The following is a 22,047-nucleotide window of genomic DNA, read 5'->3' as shown; positions in this document are numbered from 1 at the left end:
CTGCGTCCCTTTGTGCAAGGGAAAAGTTAGCTTAGGTAAATGACGCCCGGCGTAGCGGCACATCGGCGAGATACGCACTCAACCGCAGCACTTGCTCCGGACTGAAGCGCAGACCGAGCTTGCTGCGGCGCCATAGCACGTCGGTGGCATCCACAGCCCATTCGAGCGCGCGCAGGTAATCCACTTCGGCCTGATACAGATCCGCGCCGAAATGTTCACCCAGGTCCTGCAGGGAACGCGCTTGTCCAAGGATATGCATGCTGCGGCTGCCGTAGCTATGCACCAGACGCCAGACCAATGTCTCCGGCAGCCACGGATGCGCCGATTGCAGTTCGCGCTGCAGCGTGTCGACATCCTGGCGTTCACCGCCGGGAAGCGGATGCCCTTTGGACGTCCAGGCTTCCGATGCATGCGGAAACAATGGCGCCAGGCGGTCCATGGCTTCTTCCGCCAGCTTGCGATAGGTGGTGAGCTTGCCGCCGAACACGTTGAGCAGCGGTGCGCCTTGCCGATCCAGCTCCAGCAGATAATCGCGCGTCACTTCGGATGCGTTGCCTTGCTCGTCGTCCAGCAGGGGACGCACGCCGCTATAACTCCACACCACATCGGCAGGCCCAATGCTGCGCTTGAAGTAGCGATTGGCCGCATCGCAGAGATAGCGCGTTTCGTCGATGTCGATGTGCGGCGCGGACGGATCACTGCGGTAATCGACATCGGTGGTGCCGATCAGGGTGAAGTCGTGTTCGTAGGGAATCGCAAAGACAATGCGCCGGTCAGGCTGCTGGAAGATATAGGCGTGCTGGTGATCGAACAGACGTGACACGACGATGTGGCTGCCCTTGACCAGACGCAACGCGTGATCGTGCCCCACCTTGGCCACCTGGTCGAGAAACTGCACGGCCCACGGACCGGTCGCGTTGGCCAGCACTTTGGCCCTGATCGTGGAACGTTCGCCACGCGGCAATTCCAGCTCTGCCGTCCAGCCGTCATCATCGCGACTGGCGCTCACGCAGCGGGTGCGGGTGTAGATCGTCGCGCCACGCTCCATCGCGTCCATCGCATTGAGCACGACCAGCCGCGCGTCCTGCACCCAGGCATCGGAATAGACAAAGCCGGTATGGAATTCATCGCGCAGCGGCGGGCCGGACTCATGGCGTTTCAAGGACACCCGCCGCGAACCAGGCAAGGTGCGCCGGCCGCGGCCGAGGTTGTCATAGAGGAACAGGCCCAGACGGATCATCCAGGCCGGCCGCAGGTGCGATTGATGCGGCAGGACGAAGCGCAACGGCCAGATGATGTGTGGCGCGGCGCGCAGCAGCACCTCGCGCTCGGCCAGGGCCTTGCCGACCAGGGCGAACTCGAATTGCTCCAGATAACGCAAGCCGCCGTGGATCAGCTTGGTGCTGGCGCTGGAGGTATGCGCCGCCAGATCGTCGCGTTCGCACAGGCAGACCGAAAGCCCGCGCCCGGCCGCGTCCCGGGCGATGCCAACGCCGTTGATACCACCGCCAACGACCAGTAGATCGAAGTGCTCAGTCATCGTTCGTCCCTTGACTTGCTTCCTGACCTGCCACGGATGGGCCTCGTTAGATTGTCCAGCAAAGATGACCGAATTCACTCATATAAGGTCAAAATCGAACATTTCTGTCATAAAACTCACGCAAATACGCTCTTCAACTCGAATATTTGAGCGTATTCAAACATTTCCAGGTAGTGCACGCCGCGACGCAGCGCGGCATCAGGAGGCGTCAGCCACGTGCAGCTGGGTGCCGGCCTGATCCAGCACCACCACCATCTCCGGCGGCGGTGCACGGTCGGTAAACCACGCATGGACCGCCGAAATCGGCGCCAGGCGAACCAGCGCATTACGCCCCAGCTTGCTGTGATCGGCGGCCAGGTAGACCTGCCGCGAGTGCTCGATGATGGCTTGCGCCACCCGCACTTCGTGCAGATCGAAATCAAGCAGGGTGCCGTCCGGATCGATACCCGAAATGCCGATCACCCCGAAATCGACCTTGAACTGACGGATCAGCTCGATGGCCGGCTGGCCGGTGACGCCATGGTCACGGCCGCGCACCACACCGCCTGCCACGATCACTTCGAAACTCGGGTTCTCGCTCAGCATGATCGCCACGTTGAGGTTATTGGTGATGACCCGCAGACCCTTGTGGTTCATCAGGGCGCGCGCCACGTCCTCGTTGGTGGTGCCCAGGTTGATAAACAGTGAAGCGTCGTCCGGAATATGCGTGGCCAGCAGCGCGGCGATCCGGGTCTTTTCCTCCTGCAACAGGTTTTGCCGCTTGGCGTAGGCCAGGTTCTCGACACTGGAAGGCATGCTGACGCCGCCGTGATAACGGCGCAGCAAGCCCGCATCGCACAGGGCGGCCAGGTCGCGGCGAATCGTCTGCTGGGTAACGTCGAAGTGTCCGGCCAGATCCTCTACGGTGGCGAAGCCCTCCTCGCGTACGCGCGACACGAGTAGTTCCTGCCTGCGATTGAGTACCAGGTCACTCATCATGGCTTCCATCCGGACAACTGGCCTCATGGTAGCGTGACCGCCAAGAGGCGCCGCCATGGCGCATGAGGGCAACCGGCGATCTGTGCGCTAATTCCTTGATCAAGGAGCCCGTGCCGCCTGGAGCCTACCCGGGCCTTTCCGCGAGGCTTGACCGGGTTTACCCACCCCGGCGCCGGACCTTGGCAAGCCATCCGCACCTCCCTGTGAGGACCCGTGGGAGGCGCGAGGGGCGAACGCTATGTTTCTACTCACACGTAAAGCGGCCGCGGCCTCTATAATTGGGGATCTATGTCCAGTTCCAGCCGCATGAGCTCATCTGTTCTCCAGACCATCGATCCCATACGCGACTTTGCCAGCGTGCGTGCGCTAGCCGAAGGCGATATGCAGCGTATCGATGCACTGATCCGTCAGCGGCTGGCGTCGGACGTGGTGCTGATCAACCAGATCGCCGATCACATCATCGCCGGTGGCGGCAAGCGCTTGCGCCCCATGCTGCATGCCCTGGCCGCCCGGGCCGCAGGGTACGGCGCGGACAAGCACATCAAGCTGGCGGCGGTGATCGAATTCATCCACACCTCCACCTTGCTGCACGACGATGTGGTGGACGAATCGGACCTGCGCCGCGGCCGCAAGACCGCCAATGCGCTCTGGGGCAATGCCGCCAGCGTGCTGGTGGGCGACTTTCTCTATTCCCGCTCGTTCCAGTTGATGGTTGAACTGGATGACATGCGCATCATGCGCATCCTTGCCGATACCACCAACACCATCGCCGAAGGCGAAGTGCTGCAGTTGCTGAATATCGGCAATGCCGACGTGGACGAGGCCGCTTATCTCGCGGTGATCGAACGCAAGACGGCCGTGCTGTTCGCCGCGGCCACCGAACTGGGCGGCCTGCTGGGCGGCCTGCCCGACACCCAGGTCGCCGCGCTGCGCCGCTACGGCATGCAGCTCGGCTATGCCTTCCAGATCGCCGACGACCTGCTGGATTACGTCAGCGATGCCGGCACCCTGGGCAAGAACATCGGCGACGACCTGGCCGAAGGTAAACCCACCCTGCCGCTGATCTATGCCATGCAGCGGGTCGGCGCGGAACAGGCGCGCGAAATGCGCCACGCCATCGAACACGGCGGCCTGGATTCGCTGGATCACATCCTCGCCGCGATCCGCGACTCGGGCGCCATCGAGCGCACGCGCGAATGCGCGCTACGTCATGCTTATGCGGCACGCGATGCACTGGCCTCCTTGCCGGCATCTTCTTATCGCGATGCGCTGGCTACGCTGGCGGATTATTCGGTGCAGCGCACGTTCTGATCGTGCAGAAGGTCCGATCGATGGCCTGCTCGCCTTCACAGGGCGAGTAGCTTTCGCATCTCGCCCCGCCTTTGACAAAGGTCAATCGCGCAAAGCCGTTTCGACGGGAACATTCGGCCGGTATTCGATACGTCGGAGAATCGCCGATTTGGTCGAAACCAGCAGATACTCGCCTTCGATACCGCGCACCCATTCATAGCCCAGCATGGGTTTGTCCAGGTGATAGTGCTGGTAATTCAGCACGACATTATCGTCGGCAAGCATGTAGGCAGGCACGGGTTGGCCGGTGTGGTAGTACTGCAGATCATCGCGCCCCGACACTTCCCGAGGTTGCGCAAAAGTAGCGAACGACACGAACGCCAAGCTGACCAGCGATACTCTCGCATACACGTTCATGAACATATCTCCTTGTGACTGTCACGACGTACTAGCTAGCGAACCTATCCGGCAAATTCATCTCTACGTTATGGTTTGGACTGCTTGCTTATCTCTGGCGGCGTCAGCCTATCACCCCTGAAATCTCAGGGGGTACCGCTGAATGCCGCACCCAGCCAATCGTGCATCAGGCGGTAACTGCGCGCCGCGGCACCCGCGTCGTATTTGCAGCCCGGCGCGTTTTCGCCGACCTCGGTAAAACAATGCACGGCATGCCCGATCACGACAAACTGCCATTCGGCCGGACTGCCGCGCATTTCGTCCATGAACTTGTCGGCATCGGGCATGGTGCCCTTGTCGTCAGCACCATTCATGGCCAGTACGCGCGCCTTGATGTTCTTGGCCAGGGCGGGATCGTCGGTCGTCAGACCACCGTGAAACGAGACCACCGCCGCCACATCGGCGCCGCTGCGGGCCAGGTCAAGCACGGCGGTGCCGCCAAAACAGAAACCGATGGCGGCGAGCCTGGCAAGGTCGACTGGCGCCGTTCCAGCCTGTGCTTTCAATTGCGCCAGCGCTTCGTTGATACGCTTGCGCATCAGGGTGCGATCCGCATAAAGCGGCTTGGTGGCGGCCTTCGCCTGATCAGCATTACCGGGCTGCGGTCGCACATTTTCACCGTACATATCGGTGAGCAGGATCACATAGTCCTTGCCCGCGATCATGTCGGCCTTCTGCACGGCGGCATCATTCACACCGTACCAGTTCGGCACCATCACCAATCCCGGACGCTTGGCGCTGCTGGCATCGTCATAGACCAGCACGCTCTTGAAGCGCGTGCCGTCCTGCGTCCATTCCACCGTGCGATGAACCATCTTCGCCTGCACGGCCACACTGAAAACGGCAAGCAACGCGAAACAACCCAGTCGAACGAAACGCATGATGTGATTCCTCAGTTTGGGTCATCAGATGCAACATCGGGGTGGCGGACGATCAGCTGCCGGCAGCGTGCGCAGCAATCCGCCGCTTCAACGGCACCAGATGATCGAGTATCCGCACGCCTAGTCCCCGCGCAGTCACCAGCGGCAGCGATTGCCAGGCATAGATGCGCGCCAGCGCATCAAAACCGTAGGCATCCAGCGTATCGGCGCTGCGGCGGCGACGCGCATAACGGCGCAGCACATGCGTGCCGGCGATGTCGCGTTCCTGCTCGCGCGCAGCGACCAGCGTGTCGCGCAATTCGGCCACATCGCGCAAACCGAGATTCACGCCCTGCCCCGCCAAGGGATGCACGACATGCGCGGCATCACCGAGCAAGACAAAGCGATCAGCCTGATAGGTATCGGCGAGTTGCAGTTTCAAAGGAAAGGCGGCGCGTGGCGTGGCCGCGGTGATTCGGCCCAGGCGGAAGTCACTCGCGATGCTGAGCTCGTTGCAAAATGCAGCGTCATCCAGCGCCTGGATGCGCCTCGCTTCCGCTTCCGGCAGCGACCACACCACCGAACTGCGGCCATCAGCCAGCGGCAATAGCGCGAGCGGGCCGGTGGGCAGGAACCGTTGCCATGCGGTATGCGCATGAGCGCGTTCGGTGTGGACGTGCGCCACGATCGCGCGTTGCCCGTAATCCCGTCCGCGTGCAGCGATGCCCGCACGTTCGCGCAGCGGCGAACCGGCGCCATCGGCGGCCACCAGCAGACGAACCGTCAGGCTTTCGCCATCGGCAAGCTCCAGCACGACGCGATCCGAACGGGTCTCAAAATCTTTCACCGTGGCCGGACACAGGCGTTGCACGCCGGCCGCTTCCAGCGACTGCCACAGCGTCCACTGCACCAGATTGTTTTCGACGATGTAGCCGAGCAGATCGCGACCTTCGTCGGCGGCATCGAAATCGATCGCTGCGCCGTTCTCGGCGTCCCATACATGCATATGCGCATAAGGGCAGGCGCGCGCGTCGCGAATGGACGTCCAGACACCCAGATCATCCAGCAAGGCGATGGAAGAGGGCGCCAGACCGACGACACGCAGATCCACCTCATCCTGTGCATGCCACTCGCTGGGCGGACGCGCCTCAAGCAAGGCCGTTTTGAACCCAGCCCGGCTCAATGCCAGCGCGGCGGCTGCGCCCACCATGCCGCCGCCAACGACGGCGATATCCAAGGCCGGGCCGCGGCGTTGGGTGGTCGGTACGGTTCTCATGGCAGGCGCTCCAACACCGCGCGTGGCGGCTCACCACGAAAACCCATGCCGCGCCGCGCCAGCGCCCGTTGCAGCGGCGGCACCCGGTCATAAGCCAGCAAGGCGAGGGAGCGGAATGGCGCCAGCAACGGTTGCGGCATGCAGGCGAGACGCACCAGGTCGTGACTCATCGCCATGGTGCCTTCGCGATCCGGCGCACGACGCGCCGCGTAACGTTCGAGCAACGCCACGGAACCCGGATCGGCGGCATCCGCCACCAGCTCGGCGAGTGTCAATGCATCGCGCAAGCCGAGATTGAAGCCCTGCGCGCCGATGGGATGCACGGTCTGCGCCGCGTTGCCGACCAGCACGGCACGCGATGCGATCAGCTGGCGCGCAGCGACGCGCCGGATGGCATAGGGATGACGCTTGCCGGGACGAGTGAGCTTTCCCAGGCGCCAGCCGAAGCGTTGCTGGGCCAGTGCGAGAAAGCCTGCATCATCCAGTGCCGTAACGTCTGCGGCCTGATCCGACGCCACGGTCAGCACCAAACCGCAGCGGCGCTCTGCCAGCGGCAGCATTGCGATGGGGCCTTCATCGGAGAAGCGTTCCCAGGCGCGATGGGCCGGATCGCGTTCCGGCGTTACCGTGCAGACAAATAAGGTCTGCTGGTAATCGTGCGTATCAACGTCGATACCGAGCTGGGCACGCACAAAGGATTCGGTGCCGTCGGCGCCCACTAATAAGGCCGCATCGATGGACTGGATACCTTGACCGGTCTTGACCTGCGCGCGCCAGCCTTCGGGGTGCTTTTCCAGGCCGATGAGGCTGGCGGGAGCAAGCCGCACGAGACGTTCGCACCTATCAAGGCGCCGCAGCAGGCCCGCGCCCAGCTCGCGTGCCGGCAAAGTCCAGCCCAGTGCATCGACGCCATGCCGTGCCGCATCCAGGCGCGCGCTGCCGAATTCGCCCGCGCGACTGACATGGATATGACGAATCGGTGTGGCTTGCGCGGCAACCAGCGGCCATACACCAATCGCTGTCAGCCCATTCACGGTGGCACGCGCGAGCGCAAGATTGCGCTCGTCGTAACTGGGCTGGGCATCTGCGCGAGGTGCCGCGGCTTCGACCAAGGTGACCCGGCAGCCGGCGGCATCCAGTGCAATGGCGAGACTGGCGCCGACCAGGCCACCGCCGACGATCAGGATGTTGCCGTTGGCATCAAAGGGAGCGGAGGGATTCATGCGCGAGATGATACGCGGTAGGACGGCATTCTTCGCATGTCGAGGTGGCGCTGGGCTAAACTTGGCACCTTCGATTGGTCGTCCGTTTCTCAGGGAGTTTCTTATGACTACGACACAGACCCGGCGCTTCGGCATTTTCGCCGGGCTAGCCCTGGTGATGGCGGCGACCCGCATGCATCACTTCAACGCCCTGCCCGATGCAAGCTGGGGCATTTTCTTCCTGGCCGGCTTCTGGCTTCGCGGTTCTGCCCGCTGGGCGTTTCCGCTGCTGATGGTCGCGGCCGTGCTGACCGACTACGTCGTGATCACGCACATGATGGGCATCAGCTTCTGGACCCAATACTGCATGTCGGCGGGTTATTGGCTCCTGATCCCCGCTTATGGCGCACTGTGGCTGGGTGGCAGCTGGCTGGCCAAGCATCAGATGGGCCTGCGCCTGTCCACCTTGGCATTGGCTGCGGTGGCGCTGCTGGTCAGCGAAAACCTGTGCTACCTGATCTCCAACGGCAGCTTCTATTGGCTGAGCAGCCATGTGCCGACCCCGCGCAGTTTCGGCGCCTGGTTCGAGAACCTGGGTGACTGGTATCTGCCGTTCCTGCAGACCACCGCGCTGTATGTCGGCCTTGGTGCGGTGCTGCATGTGCTGGCGGTACAGATGGCGCGCATCACCCAGCATCATCAGGGCCAGGCCCTGCACTGATGGGCAACCGGCTTTCGAAGATTTACACCCGTACCGGTGACGATGGCACCACGGGTCTTGGCGATGGTTCGCGGGTACCCAAGGATTCACTGCGCGTCGAAGCCTACGGCACCGTCGATGAGCTCAACAGCACCATTGGCATGGTGCTGGCCAGCGACAACGTTGACGATGCCGTCCGCGAAACGCTGGTCCAGGTGCAGCATGAGCTGTTCGACCTGGGTGGCGAGCTGTGCATTCCCGGCATGGCGATGATCGAGGATGCGGACATCACCCGCCTGGAAAACTCGCTCGACAGCTTCAACGAGCCGTTGCCGCCACTGAAGGATTTCATCCTGCCGGGCGGCGGCATGGCGGCATCGTGCTGCCATCTGGCACGTACGGTATGCCGCCGCGCCGAGCGGCAGGTGATTGCGCTGGGTCGGCAGGAGGAAATCCGGCCGCAGGCACAGCGCTATCTCAACCGCCTGTCGGACCTGCTGTTCGTGCTGGGACGTGTGTTGGCTCGCGCTGGCGGACATGGCGAAGTGCTCTGGCAACACGAGCGCCGCCGCAAGCCCAAACCCTGAGCCGCCACATGCTGCAGCTCTATACCCACGCCGTTTGCCTGCAGCACGACCCCGGCCCGGGCCATGCCGAATCCCCCGCACGGCTTCGCGCGGTACTACATGCCCTGGATCAGGACCGCTTTGCCCTCGTGGATCGGGTGGAAGCGCCGCGTGCTACCCGCGAGCAACTGCTCCGGGTCCACACCGCGGCCCATGTGGACCGGATCCTTGCCACCACGCCGGAATCGGGCACGGTCCGGCTGGATGAAGACACCTTGATGTCGCCGGCCTCGGCTGAAGCTGGACTGCGCGCCGCCGGTGCGGTGATCGCTGCCATCGATGCCGTCATGAAGGGGCCCGTCTCGCACGCTTTTTGCGCGGTCCGTCCGCCAGGCCATCACGCCACGCCCGATACCGCGATGGGCTTTTGCCTGTTCAACAACATCGCGGTAGGTGCCGCCCATGCCATCGCGGCGCATGGTTTGAAGCGGGTAGCGATCGCCGACTTCGATGTGCATCACGGCAATGGCACCCAGGATATTTTCCAGCGCGAGCCGCAGGTGCTGTTCATTTCCAGCCACCAATCCCCGCTCTACCCGGGCACCGGGCGCGAGGATGAGCACGGCGCAGGAAATATCATCAATGCCCCGCTTTCTCCTGGCGATGGTTCTTACGAATTTCGGGAACTGTGGGACGGCGCGCTGCTACCGCGATTACATGCGTTCAAGCCGCAACTTGTGCTGGTGTCGGCTGGATTCGATGCGCATCGCAACGACCCGCTGGCCGATATCCGCCTGCAAACCGAAGATTACGCCTGGATTACCGAGCGGCTGGTCGATGTAGCTCGCGCACATGCGGGCGGCAGGCTGGTGTCGACCCTGGAAGGCGGTTATGAGCTGAGCGCGCTGGCCGCTTGCACAAGCGCCCATGTGAGCGCGCTCTTAGACTCATAACAAACCGGCGCAGAGCGCCGACCTTCGCTTCCTCTCCCCTTTGGGGAGAGGATTGAGGTGAGGGGCCAGTGCTTGCGCAAATCTGTATCGAAACCGTGACCATGATGGTCAGTCCCTGCGCGCCGCCCCAAGCCGCCCCAAGGGGAGAAGATCCAAAGCACCCTCTCCGCAAACATCATTTCAATGGCACAAAATCCAGCGCCAGCGAGTTGATGCAATAGCGCAGACCGGTGGGCTTGGGGCCGTCCGGAAAAACGTGTCCCAGATGTGACTCACACGCCGCACATCGCACTTCCGTACGATGCATACCGTGGCTGTCATCCTGCAACAGGCTGACGGCGGAACGTGTCACCGGCTGGAAGAAGCTGGGCCAGCCCGAACCGGAGTCGTACTTGGTTTCGGAAGCAAACACGGGGGCCTTGCAGGCCACACAGATATAAGTACCCGGCTCCTTGTGCCGATACCACTTGCCGCTGAAAGGCGGCTCGGTGGCTGAGCAACGGCACACCGCATATTGTTCCGGGCTCAAGCTTTCTCGCCATTGTTCGTCGGTCTTGTCAGGCTTGTGCTCGCTCATGTTGAATCTCCATCCAGAGCCCGTGCCGATTGAAGGGCCTTTCTGTTAGCTTAACGCCCCTTCGCCTCCGATTGACTGCCTACGTGAAGCCTACGCCGCCCTTGCGTTATCTGCCTCCACGCCGCCTGCTGGCAATCGCCGCCTCTGCTGCGCTGCTCAGCAGCAGCCCTGCCGTTTATGCCGGAAGCCAAAACAGGAAGCCCAAGGCCAGCCTGGATGGCGCGGAGGTGGTCTGCCCGCTGGGCACCTTTCTCTGCCCCCCTCGCCCGGATAACTTCGCCTTGTGCCGGCCCAACGGCCTGCTGGAGTTCTACGATCCGTTCCTGAGCAAGGACTCGTCGCTGCGCGAAACCGCCAAGACCTATGTCTGGGCCGACCATGTGCAGAGTCCGGACCAGACCATCTACCACCTGACCGGCAACGTGAAGACCGTTCGCGCCGATCAGGAGCTGCATGCCGATGTCGCGGACTACAACAGCGATACGTCGGATTACGATGCACGCGGTCACGTGCACTACCAGGAATACGACAACCTGGTGTCGGCGGATCACATCGTCGGCAACACCAATAACAGTACCGGCGTCGCCACCGGCAACGTGCGTTTCCAGATGCTCGATTCGCACGGCAACGGCACGGCGGTACGCGGCCAGATGCTCGACGCCAATCGCAGCCGCTATAGCGTAGCGACCTATTCGACCTGCGATATCGGCCGCCATATCTGGGAAATACGCGCCAAGAAGATGGACACGGACCAGAACGTGGGCCGCGGGGTGGCGCACGATGCGACCATGAATCTCTACGGCGTCCCGTTCTTCTATACGCCGTACATGTCGTTCCCGTTGAACAACGATCGCCAGAGCGGTTTCCTCTACCCGTACTTCGAGCATACCGGCGAGGCGGGCTATCAGTTCAGGATTCCGTATTACTTCAATCTTGCACCCAACTATGACGCAACGCTGATTCCGCGCTACTACTCTTTGCGTGGCGCCATGCTGTCCGGCGATGTGCGTTATATGTTCCCCAAGACGAAAGGCGAATTCGATTTCGAGTTCCTGCCCAGCGACTTGTACAACGACCAGAAAATCACGCCCTCGTCTTTCGACACGCAGGGCCAGCAACGCTATCTCTACAGATTCGTCAACAGCTATTCGCTTTGGCCTCAATGGTCGCTCAACACCAATATCACGCGTGCTTCGGATCAAAACTACCTGCACGACTTTGGCGATGACCTTTTCTCCATCTCCACAGAACTGCTGTACTCAAGCGTTTATTTGAACGGCTGGGGCAACTGGTGGAGCGCTTCGGTCGGCGGCGACATGTGGCAGAACGTGGATCCATCGGAACCGAACTCTGTGGAGCCGTACAAGCGACTCCCTCGCGCCACCCTCAATCTGGATATCCCTTTCTGGCACTGGTACGACTTCGGACTGAACAGCGAAGCGGTATCGTTCCACAGGTCCCAGAGCGTGGAAGGCAGCCGTCTGGATCTCTATCCCTATGTCGACGCGGACTACCAGGGCTCATGGTGGTTCATCAGGCCAAAAATCGCCTATCGCTATACGGATTACTGGCTGGACGCGGGATATCAGGACTACACCTACGCCATCACGACCCCGACAACGATAAGCACCTACAAGTACACCGACGCCAATCCGAGCCGCTCGTTGCCGATCGTCAGCCTGGACGAGGGCCTGATCTTCGATCGCAGCATGTCGATGTTCGGCACAAACTACACGCAGACGCTCGAACCGCGCCTGTACTACCTGTACGTGCCCTACCGCAACCAGAACAACCTGCCACTGTTCGATACAAGTCTGATGGACTTCGACGACTGGATGCTGTTCGCGCCGAACCAGTTTGCGGGCGCCGACCGCCAGATCAATGCCAACAACCTAACCGCCGCGGTCACCAGCCGACTGCTCGACGAAGGCGGTGTGGAGCGGCTTACGGCGACATTCGGACAGATCCGTTATTTCACGCCACAGCTGGTACAGCAGACCTATACCCCACCCACCTATTGGGCCGGTTCCGACTACGTGGCTGAATTGAGCAGCCAGCTAAACGACCAATGGACGATGAGTTCGGAATACCTGTGGAATCCAAACACCCGCAAGACCGAGCTAGGCACGTTCACAATCCAGCGCCGCCTCGGCTTCGACGGCGTGCTCAATTTCTCCTACCGCCTCCGTCAGAATCTCGCACTCGTTGCCCCCTCTGCCTCAACGGCCGAGACCTACCAGAAAACGGTGGAACAATACGATATCTCCGCGGTCTATCCGCTCACGGACCGCTGGCGCCTGATCGGCGACTGGACGTATTCAGTCCTGGACAAGCGCACGGTGGAGGCTGTGGCCGGCGTGCAATATGAGGGTTGCTGCGTAAAATTGAGCGTGATAGCGCGCCGCTATGTGACGGGTTACGACGGGATCGTCACCAGCCTGCTGCCAGGCCAAATCCCGCCAGGCAGCGACACCGCCGTCATGTTCGAGTTGGAATTCAAGGGCATGGGTGCGTTCAGCGGTCAGACGGACAGCATCCTGCGGCGTGATATCCTTGGCTATCAATAAGCGCGCCCAGGCAGGGTCGGGCGTGCACTGAACGGCGGCCGGCCCGGCCGCCATTCGGACTTACCATTCATTTCCTTCGCCACCGGCGACAGAAGGCTGTTCACTGATGAAGCAGATTTTTGCGTTGTTCCTGCTGACGATCGTCACGGCGATCCCGTCGCTCGCCCAGGCTCAACTCTTGTCGCCGCAGGACTCTTCCGGTCCGCAGCCGATCGACCGGATCGTCGCCGTGGTGGAAGACGATGTCATCCTGCAGAGCGAGCTGAACGACGCCGTCGCCGCCATCCAGCAGCAGTACGCCAGTCAGCCGGGCCAGCTGCCTCCCCTCGATGTGCTGCGCCGACAGGTACTGGATCGCCTCATCCTGATGAAGCTGCAGTTGCAGCGCGCTGACGACCAGGGTGTTCGCGTGTCCGACGCCGAAGTTGACCAGGCTGTGCAGAATGTCGCGGCTCAGAACAAGATGACGCCCGACCAGCTACACGCCGCGGTGGAGCAGAGCGGCCTGAGCTTCGAGGCCTTCCGCCAGCAGCTGCATGATCAATTGGTGGTGCAGAAGCTGCACCAGAACGTGGTGCGTGACTCGGTTTCGGTCACCAACAGCGAAATCGACAACCTCCTCAACAGCCCCACCTACAAGGCCGGCGAAGTGCATCTGGCGCATATCCAGGTCAGCATTCCCAGCGGCGCCAGCGCTGCCGATATTCAGGCGGCCGAGAACAAGGCTGAGCAGGCGCGTGCCGCAATCAAGGGCGGCATGAACTTCAAGGCCGCCGCCATCCGCTTCTCCGACGCCCCGGACGCACTGGACGGCGGCGACCTGGGCTGGCGCCGCATGGACGAAGTGCCGCCGGCTTTCGTGGACACCATTGACTCCCTGAAGCCCGGCGAAGTGAGTGGCATCCTGCATGGTCCGACCGGTTTCCACATCCTGCAGCTGATCGGCACACGCGCACCCAGCAAGCAGATGGTGACCGAATACCACGCACGCCAGATCCTGATCCGTCCGAGCGAATTGCTGTCTCCGACCCAGGCCCAGCAGAAAGCCGAGGATCTCTACAACCGCATCGTCAACAAGCACGAGGACTTCGCCAAGTTGGCGAAGGACAACTCCAATGACGACACGACCGCCAACGCCGGCGGTGACATGGGCTGGTTCCAGCAGGGCGATTGGGGCACGCTGATCGGCCAGAAAGTGGACCAGATGAAAGATGGCGAGATTTCACAGCCGTTCCAGAGCGAAGCCGGCTGGCACATCCTGCAGCGCCTGGGTACGCGCAGCACCGACATGACCACGGAAGTGGCTCGCGATCAGGCCCGCCAGGCGATCGGCAACCGCAAAGCCGACCAGGCCTACGACGACTTCCTGCGCCAGCTGCGCTCCGACGCCTACGTAAAGATCCTGGTACCGGAACTGCAAGAGTCCAACGACTCGAACAACAACGGCCCGGTCGAAAAGGCGTCTCCGTAATGGCCTCGCCATTCGCGAGAGCGCCGTGAACGGTTCCGCACTACCGCGGCTCGCCCTGACTGCAGGCGAGCCGGCTGGGGTGGGTCCTGAGTTGCTTGTCCGATTGGCCGCCACCTCGCTGGCGGCCAATTTCGTTGCGATCACCGATCGTTCGCTGCTTGAACGCGCCGCCGCGCGCTGCGGCACCACCATCACGCTGATCGATGATGACGGTGCAGATACCGCAACACGTGCCGCAGGTAGCCTGCGCGTGCGGCATATCCCGCTGGCCGCTCCAGAAGTCCCTGGCACACCCGATCCAAGCAATGCCCAGCACGTGCTCGCCACGTTGTCCGAAGCAGCGCGTGGTTGTGCCGAGGGACGCTATGCCGCCGTGGTCACGGCACCGCTGCAGAAGTCCTCGATCAATGAGGCGGGCATCCCCTTCAGCGGTCACACTGAATTTTTTGCCGCGCAGAGCCATGCCGACGTGGTGATGATGCTGGCCAGCCCCGAGCTGCGTGTCGCCCTGGCGACCACGCACCTGCCCTTGCACGCGGTCTCCGCTGCCATTGACGCGTTTTCGCTGGAGCGGACACTGCGTATCGTGCATGCCGAACTACGCGCGAAGTTTGGCTTCTCCGAACCGCGCATCGCCGTTCTCGGCCTCAATCCGCATGCTGGCGAAAACGGCCATATCGGACACGAGGAAATCGACACGATCATCCCCGTGCTGGAAAAGCTCCGTGGACAAGGCATGCAGTTGCTTGGCCCCTTGCCGGCCGACACCGCCTTCGTGCCCGCCCAGCGAAAGCGCTACGACGCCGTACTCGCGATGTATCACGACCAGGCGTTACCGGTACTCAAAAGCGAAGCGTTCGATCGCACCGTGAATCTCACGCTGGGCCTGCCCTTCATCCGCACATCTGTCGACCACGGCACCGCCCTGGACCTGGCCGGTAGCGGCAAGGCCGATCCATCCAGCCTGATCGCTGCGGCCAATCTGGCGCTGGATCTTGTCGCCCGCAGCCGTAAAGTCATCCAGCCGTAATCCCATGAGCGCCCGTCCCAAAAAAAGCTTCGGCCAGCACTTCCTGCACGAACGTCGTTACATCGAGCGCATCGTCAATGCCATCTCGCCACGCCCCGATGATTTTCTGGTGGAAATCGGCCCCGGCGAAGGCGCCCTGACGTTCCCCTTGTTGGCTGCCGCAGGCAAGCTCACCGCAATCGAACTGGATACCGACCTCATCCCTAACCTGCACGCCCATGCCGCCGGCATCGGCGAACTGGCCATCGTGCACGCGGATGTATTGAAGGTTGATTTCACCGCCATGGCGCATCGCGAAGGCGTTTCGCGTCTGCGTATTGCCGGCAATCTGCCGTACTACATCTCCAGCCCGATCCTGTTTCACTGCATCGACCATGCAGCGGCCATCACCGATATGCATTTCATGCTGCAAAAGGAAGTGGTCGATCGTATGGCGGCCGAACCGGGCAGCAAGGTGTATGGACGGCTATCCGTCATGCTGCAACTCGCATGTCGAGTCGAGCCGCTGTTCGATGTACCGCCTGGCGCTTTCCGTCCACCCCCGAAAGTCGATTCGTCCGTGGTTCGCCTGGTGCCGCTTGCGCCCGAGGCACGCCACGATGCGGATCCGGAACGGTTATATGGGATTGTAAAAGCCGCCTTCGCTCAGCGTCGCAAGACGCTCAGCAACGCGTTGCGGCAATGGATGGATGCTGACGCGATCCGGCAGGCCGATGTCGATCCCAAGGCGCGGGCAGAGACACTCTCGCCCCAGGATTTTGTGCGACTCGCCAAAGTCGAAGTGGCTTCATGACACCCTAGTCGGGCCCGAGCAAAGCGGCGTGAGCCACGCTGCCCATGAGCATGCTTAGCCCTTACAATGGCATCATGAACGAGAAATCCCCCTACTCGATCGACGTGCGCGTCCAGACTCGCTTCGTTCCGGACCAATCGGCTCCTGGCGAGAATCGCTACGTCTTCGCGTACACGATCAAACTGCATAATGCGGGCGTTCTTCCCGCCCGCTTGCTCACCCGTCATTGGGTGATCACGGATGCCAACGGCAAGATCGAGGAAGTGCACGGAGAAGGCGTGGTTGGCGAACAACCATGGATGCGCCCCGGCGACGATTACGAATACACCTCCGGCGCAGTGTTGGAAACGGCGGTGGGCACCATGCACGGCAGCTACCAGATGGTCGCCGACGACGGCACGCGTTTCGAGGCGCCTATCCCGACCTTCACTCTTTCCATCCCACGCACGCTCCATTGAGAGGAACCGACATGATGCGCGGCGCGCAGCAGACCTTTGAGGCGACGCGCTGATGGCTACCTATGCAATCGGCGATGTACAAGGCTGCTATCCGGAATTGCAGCGGCTGCTGGAGAAGCTGCGCTTCGATCCGACGCATGATCGCCTGTGGTTCTGCGGTGATCTGGTAAATCGCGGAGGACAATCACTGGATACCTTGCGCCTGGTGCATTCCTTGCGCGAGAGCTCCATCGTGACGCTCGGCAATCACGACCTCAGTTTGCTCGCCATCGCTTTACGCAAAGAGGACGCACAGGCGCGGGTCAACCCCGAGCTGCGCGAAGTGCTGTTCGCCGCGGATGCGCCCACGCTGTTTGAGTGGCTGCGCAGCCAGAAACTGCTGCATCACGACGAAACCCTGGGCTGGACGATGGTTCATGCCGGCCTGGCCCCAACCTGGACACTCAAGCAGGCGCAGCGTTGTGCGCTGGAAATCGAACGCGAGCTTTCCAGCCCGCGCCACCCCAGGCTGCTGAAAAACCTGTTCGGCAATCGTCCGGCTGCATGGTCGAGCCGGCTGCAAGGCATCGAACGCATGCGCGCCGCGATCAACACTTTGACGCGCATGCGCTTCTGTGACGTCAACGGGCGCATCGATTTCGAAGGCAAGGGTGCCCCCGGCACGCAAAAGCCGGGCATGTATCCCTGGTTCGAAGTACCCGGCATGCGCCGCCGCGACATGCGCATCGTGTGCGGACACTGGTCCGCGCTGGGGCGCTTCGCCGGCCTGGGCGTCTACGGCATCGATACGGGCTGCGTATGGGGCGGCAAGCTCACTGCGCTACGCCTTGATGGTGAAGAACCGCAGTACATCACCGTGGATGCCGAGCCACATCGCAAGCGCCTGGCAGGCGACGGCGACTAAATCCACACCCGGCCCGGCACTGACGTAAGTCGGGCTAACCCGACCTACATCAAATTGCGCACGGTCAGCTCAACTGACCGTGGCAGTGCTTGTACTTCTTGCCGGAACCGCACGGGCAAGGGTCGTTGCGCCCCACCTTCGGACCATTCACCACCTGCTCGGGCGACGCAGGTTGTTGCTGCACCGCCGCTTCCGCGCCCAGCGCTCCCACCGGCGCGCCACCGCCACTGGCCAGCATCTGGCGCTGCATGCGCTCGGCCATGCGCTGTTGCTCGGCTTCCATCGCAGCAACTTCTTCCTCGCTGCGAATGCGAATGCGCGCCAGCATCTGGGTGACCTCGGTCTTGATGCGCGCCAGCATCTGCGAGAACAGGTCGAACGATTCGCGCTTGAATGCCTGCTTGGGATCCTGCTGCGCGTATCCGCGCAGATAAATGCCCTGACGCATGTAATCCATGCTGGAAAGGTGTTCCTTCCAGGCATTGTCCACCACGCTCAGCATGATGTGCTTTTCAAGCTGGCGCATGGTTTCGGGGCCGATCTGTTTTTCCTTGGCCTGGAACATCTCGTTGATGAGTGTGCGCACGTGCTCCAGCACGGTGCCGGCATCAGCCTCGGATTGGTGCTCAAGCCAATGCTTGAGCTGGGCCGAGAGACCGAAATCGCTTTCGAGCTCGCGCTCCAGGCCAGCCACATCCCACTGCTCATCGATGCTGTCGGCCGGGACGTAACGACGCACAAGACTATCGACCACGTCTTCGCGGATATCGGCCACCGTCGCGGAAACGTCATCTTCTTCCAGCAGCTCATCGCGCTGGCGATAGATAACCTTGCGCTGATCGTTGGCGACGTCGTCGTATTCCAGCAGGTTTTTGCGGATGTCGAAGTTATGCTGCTCGACCTTGCGCTGCGCCTTTTCGATCTGGCGGCTGATCATGCGGTCTTCCAGCGCCTCGTCTTCCTTCATGCCGAAGCGCTTCATCCAGCGCACCAGGCCTTCGCCACCGAAGATGCGCAGCAGGTTGTCCTGCAGCGAAAGGTAGAAACGCGAGGATCCAGGGTCACCCTGACGACCGGAGCGGCCGCGCAGCTGATTGTCGATACGGCGGGACTCGTGGCGCTCGGTGCCGACGATATGCAGGCCACCGGCGGCCAGCACCTGCTCATGGCGCTTCTTCCACTCGGACTTGACGCGGGCGCGATCGGTCTCCGCAGCATCTTCCGGCAGCGCTGCCAGCGCTGCTTCCAGGCTGCCGCCGAGCACGATGTCGGTACCACGTCCGGCCATGTTGGTGGCAATGGTCACCGAACCCGGCATGCCTGCCTGAGCCACGATATGCGCTTCGCGTTCGTGCTGCTTGGCGTTGAGCACTTCGTGCGGAATCTTTGCCTTGCGCAGCAGATCGGACAGCAGCTCCGACACATCGATCGAGGCGGTGCCCACCAGTACCGGCTGACCACGCTTGTGACAATCCTTGATGTCTTCGATGACCGCCTTGTACTTCACTTCCTGGCTCAGGAACACCATGTCCGCGTTGTCCTGACGGATCATCGGCTTGTGCGTGGGGATCACCACCACTTCCAGGCCGTAGATCTGCTGGAATTCGTAGGCTTCCGTATCGGCCGTGCCGGTCATGCCGGCCAGCTTCTTGTACATGCGGAACAGGTTCTGGAAGGTGACGGTGGCCAGCGTCTGGTTCTCGCGCTGGATCGGCACGCCTTCCTTCGCTTCCACGGCCTGATGCAGACCATCGGACCAGCGGCGGCCCGCCAGGGTACGGCCGGTGAATTCGTCAACGATGATCACCTCGCCATCGCGCACGATGTAATCGACATCGCGCTGATAGATGGCGTTGGCGCGCAAGGCGGCGTTGAGGTGGTGCACGATGGCAAGATTGCGCGCATCGTAAAGGCTGCTTTCCTCGTCGATCACCTTTGCCTGCTGCAACAGCTCTTCAGCATGCTGCATGCCTTCTTCGGACAGGTGTACCTGTTTCTGCTTTTCGTCGACCCAATAATCGCCCGCGCCGTCCTCGACTTCCTGCCGCGCCATGCGCGGCACGATCTTGTTCACAGCGATATAAAGCTGCGGCGAATCTTCGGCCGGACCCGAAATGATCAGCGGCGTACGCGCCTCATCGATCAGAATCGAGTCCACTTCGTCGACGATGGCGTAATGCAGGCCGCGCTGGCAGCGCTGGTCCTTGGACAGTGCCATGTTGTCGCGCAGGTAATCGAAGCCGAACTCGTTATTGGTGCCGTAGGTGATGTCGGCGGCATAGGCGGCAAACTTGTCGGCATGATCCATGCCCGGCCACACCACGCCCACGCTTAGGCCCAGGAAGTTATACAGCTTGCCCATCTGGGCGGCATCGCGTTTGGCCAGGTAGTCGTTGACCGTGACCACGTGGGTGCCCTTGCCTTCCAGGGCATTGAGGTACACGGGGGCAGTCGCCACCAGGGTCTTGCCCTCGCCGGTGCGCATTTCGGCGATCTTGCCCATGTGCAGCACCATGCCACCGATCAGCTGCACATCGTAATGGCGCATGCCGAGCACGCGCTTGGCGCCCTCTCGCACCACGGCGAAGGCTTCCGGCAGCAGCTTGTCGAGCGCTTCACCACCAGCAATGCGTTGCTTGAATTCGGCGGTCTTGCCGCGCAAGCCTTCGTCGCTAAGCTTTTCCAGCTCGGGCTCGAGCGCATTGATGCGCGCGACGGTCTTGGAAAGCTGGCGCAGCACGCGGTCGTTACGGCTGCCAAAAAGGCTCGTCAGGGCACGGTTGAACATCGATCTTCCGGATCAGGAAACTTAGGGAAGCCCATCCGGACCAATCCGGACGGACAAAGATTTGATGATACTAGGGTCCTGCAGGTATCCCAAACGTGGGAACCTGCGGCGCCCCTGCACATCGTTACCGCCTGGCCAAGGGGTGGCGGTAGCGTGTTGCGCTTTCAAGGGCGCGGTGAAGGCGCGCTCAGCGATGGTTCTTCACATACGCCAGCGGGTTGACCACGCGGCCGTTGTACCAGACCTCAAAATGCACGTGGGAGCCCGTGGAGCGACCGGTGGACCCGGCCTCGGCAATCTCTTCGCCTACCCGCACATGCTGGCCGGGATGCACCAGCAGCTTGCTGTTGTGCGCGTAGCGGGTCATGTAGCCGTTGCCGTGGTCGATCTCGACCACGTTGCCATAGCCACTGCGAACGCCGGCATAGGTCACCATGCCTTCAGCTACGGTCCGCACCGCACTGCCGTAGGGCACGGCGATATCAAGACCGGTGTGGATCGCGGACTTGCCGTCAAAAGGGTCGGCACGCACGCCAAAATACGAGGAAATGTAGCCATCCGCCGGCATGCCGGTCGGTTTGAGATTCGAGTCGATACGGGCGTTCATCAACAGGCTTTGCATCGCACTGAGCTGGGCCTGCTGGGTATCAAACTCGGCGGCCAGCTGATCGATGCTGACGTCGAGGTTTTGCGGCAAGGCATAGGCGCTGCCGCCACTGCTGACTTCCACGCCACCGACCGGTGGCGGCTGGTCGAAATTGAATTCGCCATTGTCGAGCTTGCCCACCTGCGCCAGCCGCTCTCCCAGGGCATTCAAGCGGGTGGCCTGGGCCTGAAGCTGACCGAGCTTGATGGCCAGGGCATCGAGCTGCCGGTGCGCGTCTTCGCGCAAATCGCCCAACTGCTTGTCCTGCTGCCTGACCTGCTGATGCAAGGCATCGATTTCGGCAACGGCGCGGCCGCGAGGACTGGCTACTGCCAATGCCACGCCAGCGCCCAGGCTGGCCAGTGCCAGCACCACGACAGCGACAGTACCCAGAACGCGCCAGCGCAGCCGCTGGTTGGTTAGGTCCAGTGTTTTCGGCACCTTCCCTGCGCGTGAGACGAGTATGATTTGCATGTCATTACCAATTTTGTAGTTTTTACTGATGCAGCGCGACGCTCCAGTACCCCACCGCACCGGCCATGGACCACAGTCCATTACCGATGTCGGCCCTGTCGCTGCCCTGTCCAAGAAAGCCAGCAAGCTGGAAGCCTTGGACCGCGCGCTACGCCAGACGTTGCCGTCGCCCCTGCGTGAGCAGGTCAGATTTGCCAATTTCCGCGACGACCGCCTTGTGTTCCTGGCCTCTTCCCCGGCTTGGGCATCGCGGCTTCGCCTGCAACAGGCGCAGATCCTCGCTGCCGCACGCGCCATTGGCGCGAATGCCGGCTCAGTTACCGTGAAAGTGGCCCCCCTTCCTCCGCCCGATCCCCAGCCGGAGCAATCAAAACCGCTTTCAATCGCGGCGGCGCTTCATTTGAAAGCTGCCGCGAAATCGATCCCGGATCCCGAATTGCGGGCCCTATTTCTGGAGCTGGCGTCCGTCGCCAAACCTGCGGATTCCACTCCCGACGGAACGCCCTGAGCTGAAGCGT

At 62.0% G+C, this 22,047-nt stretch carries 20 protein-coding genes; 11 read left to right on the top strand and 9 right to left on the bottom strand.

Annotation, left to right across the window (positions count from 1 at the left end; genetic code table 11):
• Window positions 1–31 precede the first annotated feature (31 nt).
• Both glpD and ISP19_RS07755 read right to left on the bottom strand, forming a co-directional pair.
• Window positions 32–1,540: a glycerol-3-phosphate dehydrogenase gene (gene glpD, locus ISP19_RS07760; protein ID WP_204680799.1), complete on the bottom strand. Its 1,509-nt coding sequence runs from the start codon at window positions 1,538–1,540 to the stop codon at window positions 32–34.
• 198 nt (window positions 1,541–1,738) lie between these two features.
• The gene (locus ISP19_RS07755) at window positions 1,739–2,545 is read right to left on the bottom strand and encodes a DeoR/GlpR family DNA-binding transcription regulator (RefSeq protein WP_204680798.1); all 807 of its coding nucleotides are present in this window, start codon (window positions 2,543–2,545) and stop codon (window positions 1,739–1,741) included.
• 261 nt (window positions 2,546–2,806) lie between these two features.
• Between ISP19_RS07755 and ISP19_RS07750 the strand changes: the two genes are divergently transcribed.
• Complete coding sequence (locus ISP19_RS07750; protein WP_379945941.1) at window positions 2,807–3,829, top strand: polyprenyl synthetase family protein; 1,023 nt, start codon at window positions 2,807–2,809, stop codon at window positions 3,827–3,829.
• An 81-nt stretch (window positions 3,830–3,910) separates the two neighbouring features.
• On the opposite strand, the gene ISP19_RS07745 is transcribed toward ISP19_RS07750, so the two are convergent.
• The 4 genes from ISP19_RS07745 to ubiH all read right to left on the bottom strand — a co-directional run bounded on the left by ISP19_RS07745 (window position 3,911) and on the right by ubiH (window position 7,623).
• A complete protein-coding gene (locus ISP19_RS07745; RefSeq protein WP_204680797.1) occupies window positions 3,911–4,225 on the bottom strand; it encodes an RcnB family protein in 315 nt (104 codons plus the stop codon).
• Window positions 4,226–4,350: 125 nt separating this feature from the next.
• Window positions 4,351–5,145 carry a dienelactone hydrolase family protein gene (locus ISP19_RS07740; protein WP_204680796.1) on the bottom strand — a complete coding sequence of 265 codons (795 nt, stop codon included), beginning with the start codon at window positions 5,143–5,145 and terminating at the stop codon, window positions 4,351–4,353.
• Between the two features lie 52 nt (window positions 5,146–5,197).
• On the bottom strand, window positions 5,198–6,400 hold the full coding sequence (locus tag ISP19_RS07735) for a UbiH/UbiF/VisC/COQ6 family ubiquinone biosynthesis hydroxylase (protein ID WP_204680795.1): 1,203 nt from the start codon (window positions 6,398–6,400) through the stop codon (window positions 5,198–5,200).
• The gene (ubiH, locus tag ISP19_RS07730) at window positions 6,397–7,623 is read right to left on the bottom strand and encodes a 2-octaprenyl-6-methoxyphenyl hydroxylase (protein ID WP_204680794.1); all 1,227 of its coding nucleotides are present in this window, start codon (window positions 7,621–7,623) and stop codon (window positions 6,397–6,399) included. The genes ISP19_RS07735 and ubiH overlap by 4 nt, the downstream gene beginning before the upstream one ends.
• Before the next feature lie 103 nt (window positions 7,624–7,726).
• Here ubiH and ISP19_RS07725 point away from each other — a divergent pair, with 103 nt between their 5' ends.
• From ISP19_RS07725 to ISP19_RS07715, 3 genes are read left to right on the top strand one after another with little or no spacing between them, the layout of a single operon-like run.
• A complete protein-coding gene (locus ISP19_RS07725) occupies window positions 7,727–8,323 on the top strand; it encodes a hypothetical protein (RefSeq protein WP_204680793.1) in 597 nt (198 codons plus the stop codon).
• Complete coding sequence (locus tag ISP19_RS07720) at window positions 8,323–8,889, top strand: cob(I)yrinic acid a,c-diamide adenosyltransferase (protein ID WP_204680792.1); 567 nt, start codon at window positions 8,323–8,325, stop codon at window positions 8,887–8,889. The genes ISP19_RS07725 and ISP19_RS07720 overlap by 1 nt, the downstream gene beginning before the upstream one ends.
• Window positions 8,890–8,897: 8 nt before the next feature.
• A complete protein-coding gene (locus ISP19_RS07715; protein WP_204680791.1) occupies window positions 8,898–9,821 on the top strand; it encodes a histone deacetylase family protein in 924 nt (307 codons plus the stop codon).
• A 175-nt stretch (window positions 9,822–9,996) separates the two neighbouring features.
• On the opposite strand, the gene msrB is transcribed toward ISP19_RS07715, so the two are convergent.
• Window positions 9,997–10,398, bottom strand: coding sequence for a peptide-methionine (R)-S-oxide reductase MsrB (gene msrB, locus ISP19_RS07710; RefSeq protein WP_204680790.1), 402 nt, complete (start codon window positions 10,396–10,398; stop codon window positions 9,997–9,999).
• A gap of 83 nt (window positions 10,399–10,481) precedes the next feature.
• On the opposite strand from msrB, the gene ISP19_RS07705 reads away from it, so the two are divergent.
• The 6 genes from ISP19_RS07705 to ISP19_RS07680 all read left to right on the top strand — a co-directional run bounded on the left by ISP19_RS07705 (window position 10,482) and on the right by ISP19_RS07680 (window position 17,621).
• A complete protein-coding gene (locus ISP19_RS07705) occupies window positions 10,482–12,965 on the top strand; it encodes an LPS-assembly protein LptD (protein ID WP_204680789.1) in 2,484 nt (827 codons plus the stop codon).
• A gap of 106 nt (window positions 12,966–13,071) precedes the next feature.
• The gene (locus ISP19_RS07700) at window positions 13,072–14,436 is read left to right on the top strand and encodes a peptidylprolyl isomerase (protein WP_204680788.1); all 1,365 of its coding nucleotides are present in this window, start codon (window positions 13,072–13,074) and stop codon (window positions 14,434–14,436) included.
• Between the two features lie 25 nt (window positions 14,437–14,461).
• Window positions 14,462–15,466 carry a 4-hydroxythreonine-4-phosphate dehydrogenase PdxA gene (pdxA, locus tag ISP19_RS07695; protein WP_204680787.1) on the top strand — a complete coding sequence of 335 codons (1,005 nt, stop codon included), beginning with the start codon at window positions 14,462–14,464 and terminating at the stop codon, window positions 15,464–15,466.
• Window positions 15,467–15,470: 4 nt separating this feature from the next.
• Window positions 15,471–16,259: a 16S rRNA (adenine(1518)-N(6)/adenine(1519)-N(6))-dimethyltransferase RsmA gene (gene rsmA, locus ISP19_RS07690; protein WP_204680786.1), complete on the top strand. Its 789-nt coding sequence runs from the start codon at window positions 15,471–15,473 to the stop codon at window positions 16,257–16,259.
• A gap of 74 nt (window positions 16,260–16,333) precedes the next feature.
• Window positions 16,334–16,717 (top strand): Co2+/Mg2+ efflux protein ApaG, encoded by a 384-nt coding sequence (apaG, locus tag ISP19_RS07685; RefSeq protein WP_204680785.1) that lies wholly within the window; start codon window positions 16,334–16,336, stop codon window positions 16,715–16,717.
• 52 nt (window positions 16,718–16,769) lie between these two features.
• Window positions 16,770–17,621 (top strand): symmetrical bis(5'-nucleosyl)-tetraphosphatase, encoded by an 852-nt coding sequence (locus tag ISP19_RS07680; RefSeq protein ID WP_204680784.1) that lies wholly within the window; start codon window positions 16,770–16,772, stop codon window positions 17,619–17,621.
• 64 nt (window positions 17,622–17,685) lie between these two features.
• On the opposite strand, the gene secA is transcribed toward ISP19_RS07680, so the two are convergent.
• Together secA and ISP19_RS07670 are read right to left on the bottom strand one after the other, a co-directional pair.
• Window positions 17,686–20,409 (bottom strand): preprotein translocase subunit SecA, encoded by a 2,724-nt coding sequence (gene secA, locus ISP19_RS07675; RefSeq protein WP_204680783.1) that lies wholly within the window; start codon window positions 20,407–20,409, stop codon window positions 17,686–17,688.
• A gap of 187 nt (window positions 20,410–20,596) precedes the next feature.
• Window positions 20,597–21,529 carry a M23 family metallopeptidase gene (locus ISP19_RS07670; protein ID WP_204680782.1) on the bottom strand — a complete coding sequence of 311 codons (933 nt, stop codon included), beginning with the start codon at window positions 21,527–21,529 and terminating at the stop codon, window positions 20,597–20,599.
• A 28-nt stretch (window positions 21,530–21,557) separates the two neighbouring features.
• Between ISP19_RS07670 and ISP19_RS07665 the strand changes: the two genes are divergently transcribed.
• The gene (locus ISP19_RS07665; protein WP_204680781.1) at window positions 21,558–22,037 is read left to right on the top strand and encodes a DciA family protein; all 480 of its coding nucleotides are present in this window, start codon (window positions 21,558–21,560) and stop codon (window positions 22,035–22,037) included.
• Window positions 22,038–22,047 lie beyond the last annotated feature (10 nt).

This window comes from Dyella flava (assembly GCF_016904955.1).
Lineage (GTDB): Bacteria > Pseudomonadota > Gammaproteobacteria > Xanthomonadales > Rhodanobacteraceae > Dyella_B > Dyella_B flava.
This window is presented reverse-complemented; position numbering and strand designations above follow the sequence as displayed.

What these genes read in the sequence shown, in the direction of transcription:
- glpD (WP_204680799.1), bottom strand. Translation starts at nt 1,540, where the DNA reads ATGACTGAGCACTTCGATCTACTGGTCGTTGGCGGTGGTATCAACGGC.
- ISP19_RS07755 (WP_204680798.1), bottom strand. Translation starts at nt 2,545, where the DNA reads ATGAGGCCAGTTGTCCGGATGGAAGCCATGATGAGTGACCTGGTACTC.
- ISP19_RS07750 (WP_379945941.1), top strand. Translation starts at nt 2,807, where the DNA reads ATGTCCAGTTCCAGCCGCATGAGCTCATCTGTTCTCCAGACCATCGAT.
- ISP19_RS07745 (WP_204680797.1), bottom strand. Translation starts at nt 4,225, where the DNA reads ATGAACGTGTATGCGAGAGTATCGCTGGTCAGCTTGGCGTTCGTGTCG.
- ISP19_RS07740 (WP_204680796.1), bottom strand. Translation starts at nt 5,145, where the DNA reads ATGCGTTTCGTTCGACTGGGTTGTTTCGCGTTGCTTGCCGTTTTCAGT.
- ISP19_RS07735 (WP_204680795.1), bottom strand. Translation starts at nt 6,400, where the DNA reads ATGAGAACCGTACCGACCACCCAACGCCGCGGCCCGGCCTTGGATATC.
- ubiH (WP_204680794.1), bottom strand. Translation starts at nt 7,623, where the DNA reads ATGAATCCCTCCGCTCCCTTTGATGCCAACGGCAACATCCTGATCGTC.
- ISP19_RS07725 (WP_204680793.1), top strand. Translation starts at nt 7,727, where the DNA reads ATGACTACGACACAGACCCGGCGCTTCGGCATTTTCGCCGGGCTAGCC.
- ISP19_RS07720 (WP_204680792.1), top strand. Translation starts at nt 8,323, where the DNA reads ATGGGCAACCGGCTTTCGAAGATTTACACCCGTACCGGTGACGATGGC.
- ISP19_RS07715 (WP_204680791.1), top strand. Translation starts at nt 8,898, where the DNA reads ATGCTGCAGCTCTATACCCACGCCGTTTGCCTGCAGCACGACCCCGGC.
- msrB (WP_204680790.1), bottom strand. Translation starts at nt 10,398, where the DNA reads ATGAGCGAGCACAAGCCTGACAAGACCGACGAACAATGGCGAGAAAGC.
- ISP19_RS07700 (WP_204680788.1), top strand. Translation starts at nt 13,072, where the DNA reads ATGAAGCAGATTTTTGCGTTGTTCCTGCTGACGATCGTCACGGCGATC.
- rsmA (WP_204680786.1), top strand. Translation starts at nt 15,471, where the DNA reads ATGAGCGCCCGTCCCAAAAAAAGCTTCGGCCAGCACTTCCTGCACGAA.
- apaG (WP_204680785.1), top strand. Translation starts at nt 16,334, where the DNA reads ATGAACGAGAAATCCCCCTACTCGATCGACGTGCGCGTCCAGACTCGC.
- ISP19_RS07680 (WP_204680784.1), top strand. Translation starts at nt 16,770, where the DNA reads ATGGCTACCTATGCAATCGGCGATGTACAAGGCTGCTATCCGGAATTG.
- secA (WP_204680783.1), bottom strand. Translation starts at nt 20,409, where the DNA reads ATGTTCAACCGTGCCCTGACGAGCCTTTTTGGCAGCCGTAACGACCGC.
- ISP19_RS07670 (WP_204680782.1), bottom strand. Translation starts at nt 21,529, where the DNA reads ATGCAAATCATACTCGTCTCACGCGCAGGGAAGGTGCCGAAAACACTG.
- ISP19_RS07665 (WP_204680781.1), top strand. Translation starts at nt 21,558, where the DNA reads ATGCAGCGCGACGCTCCAGTACCCCACCGCACCGGCCATGGACCACAG.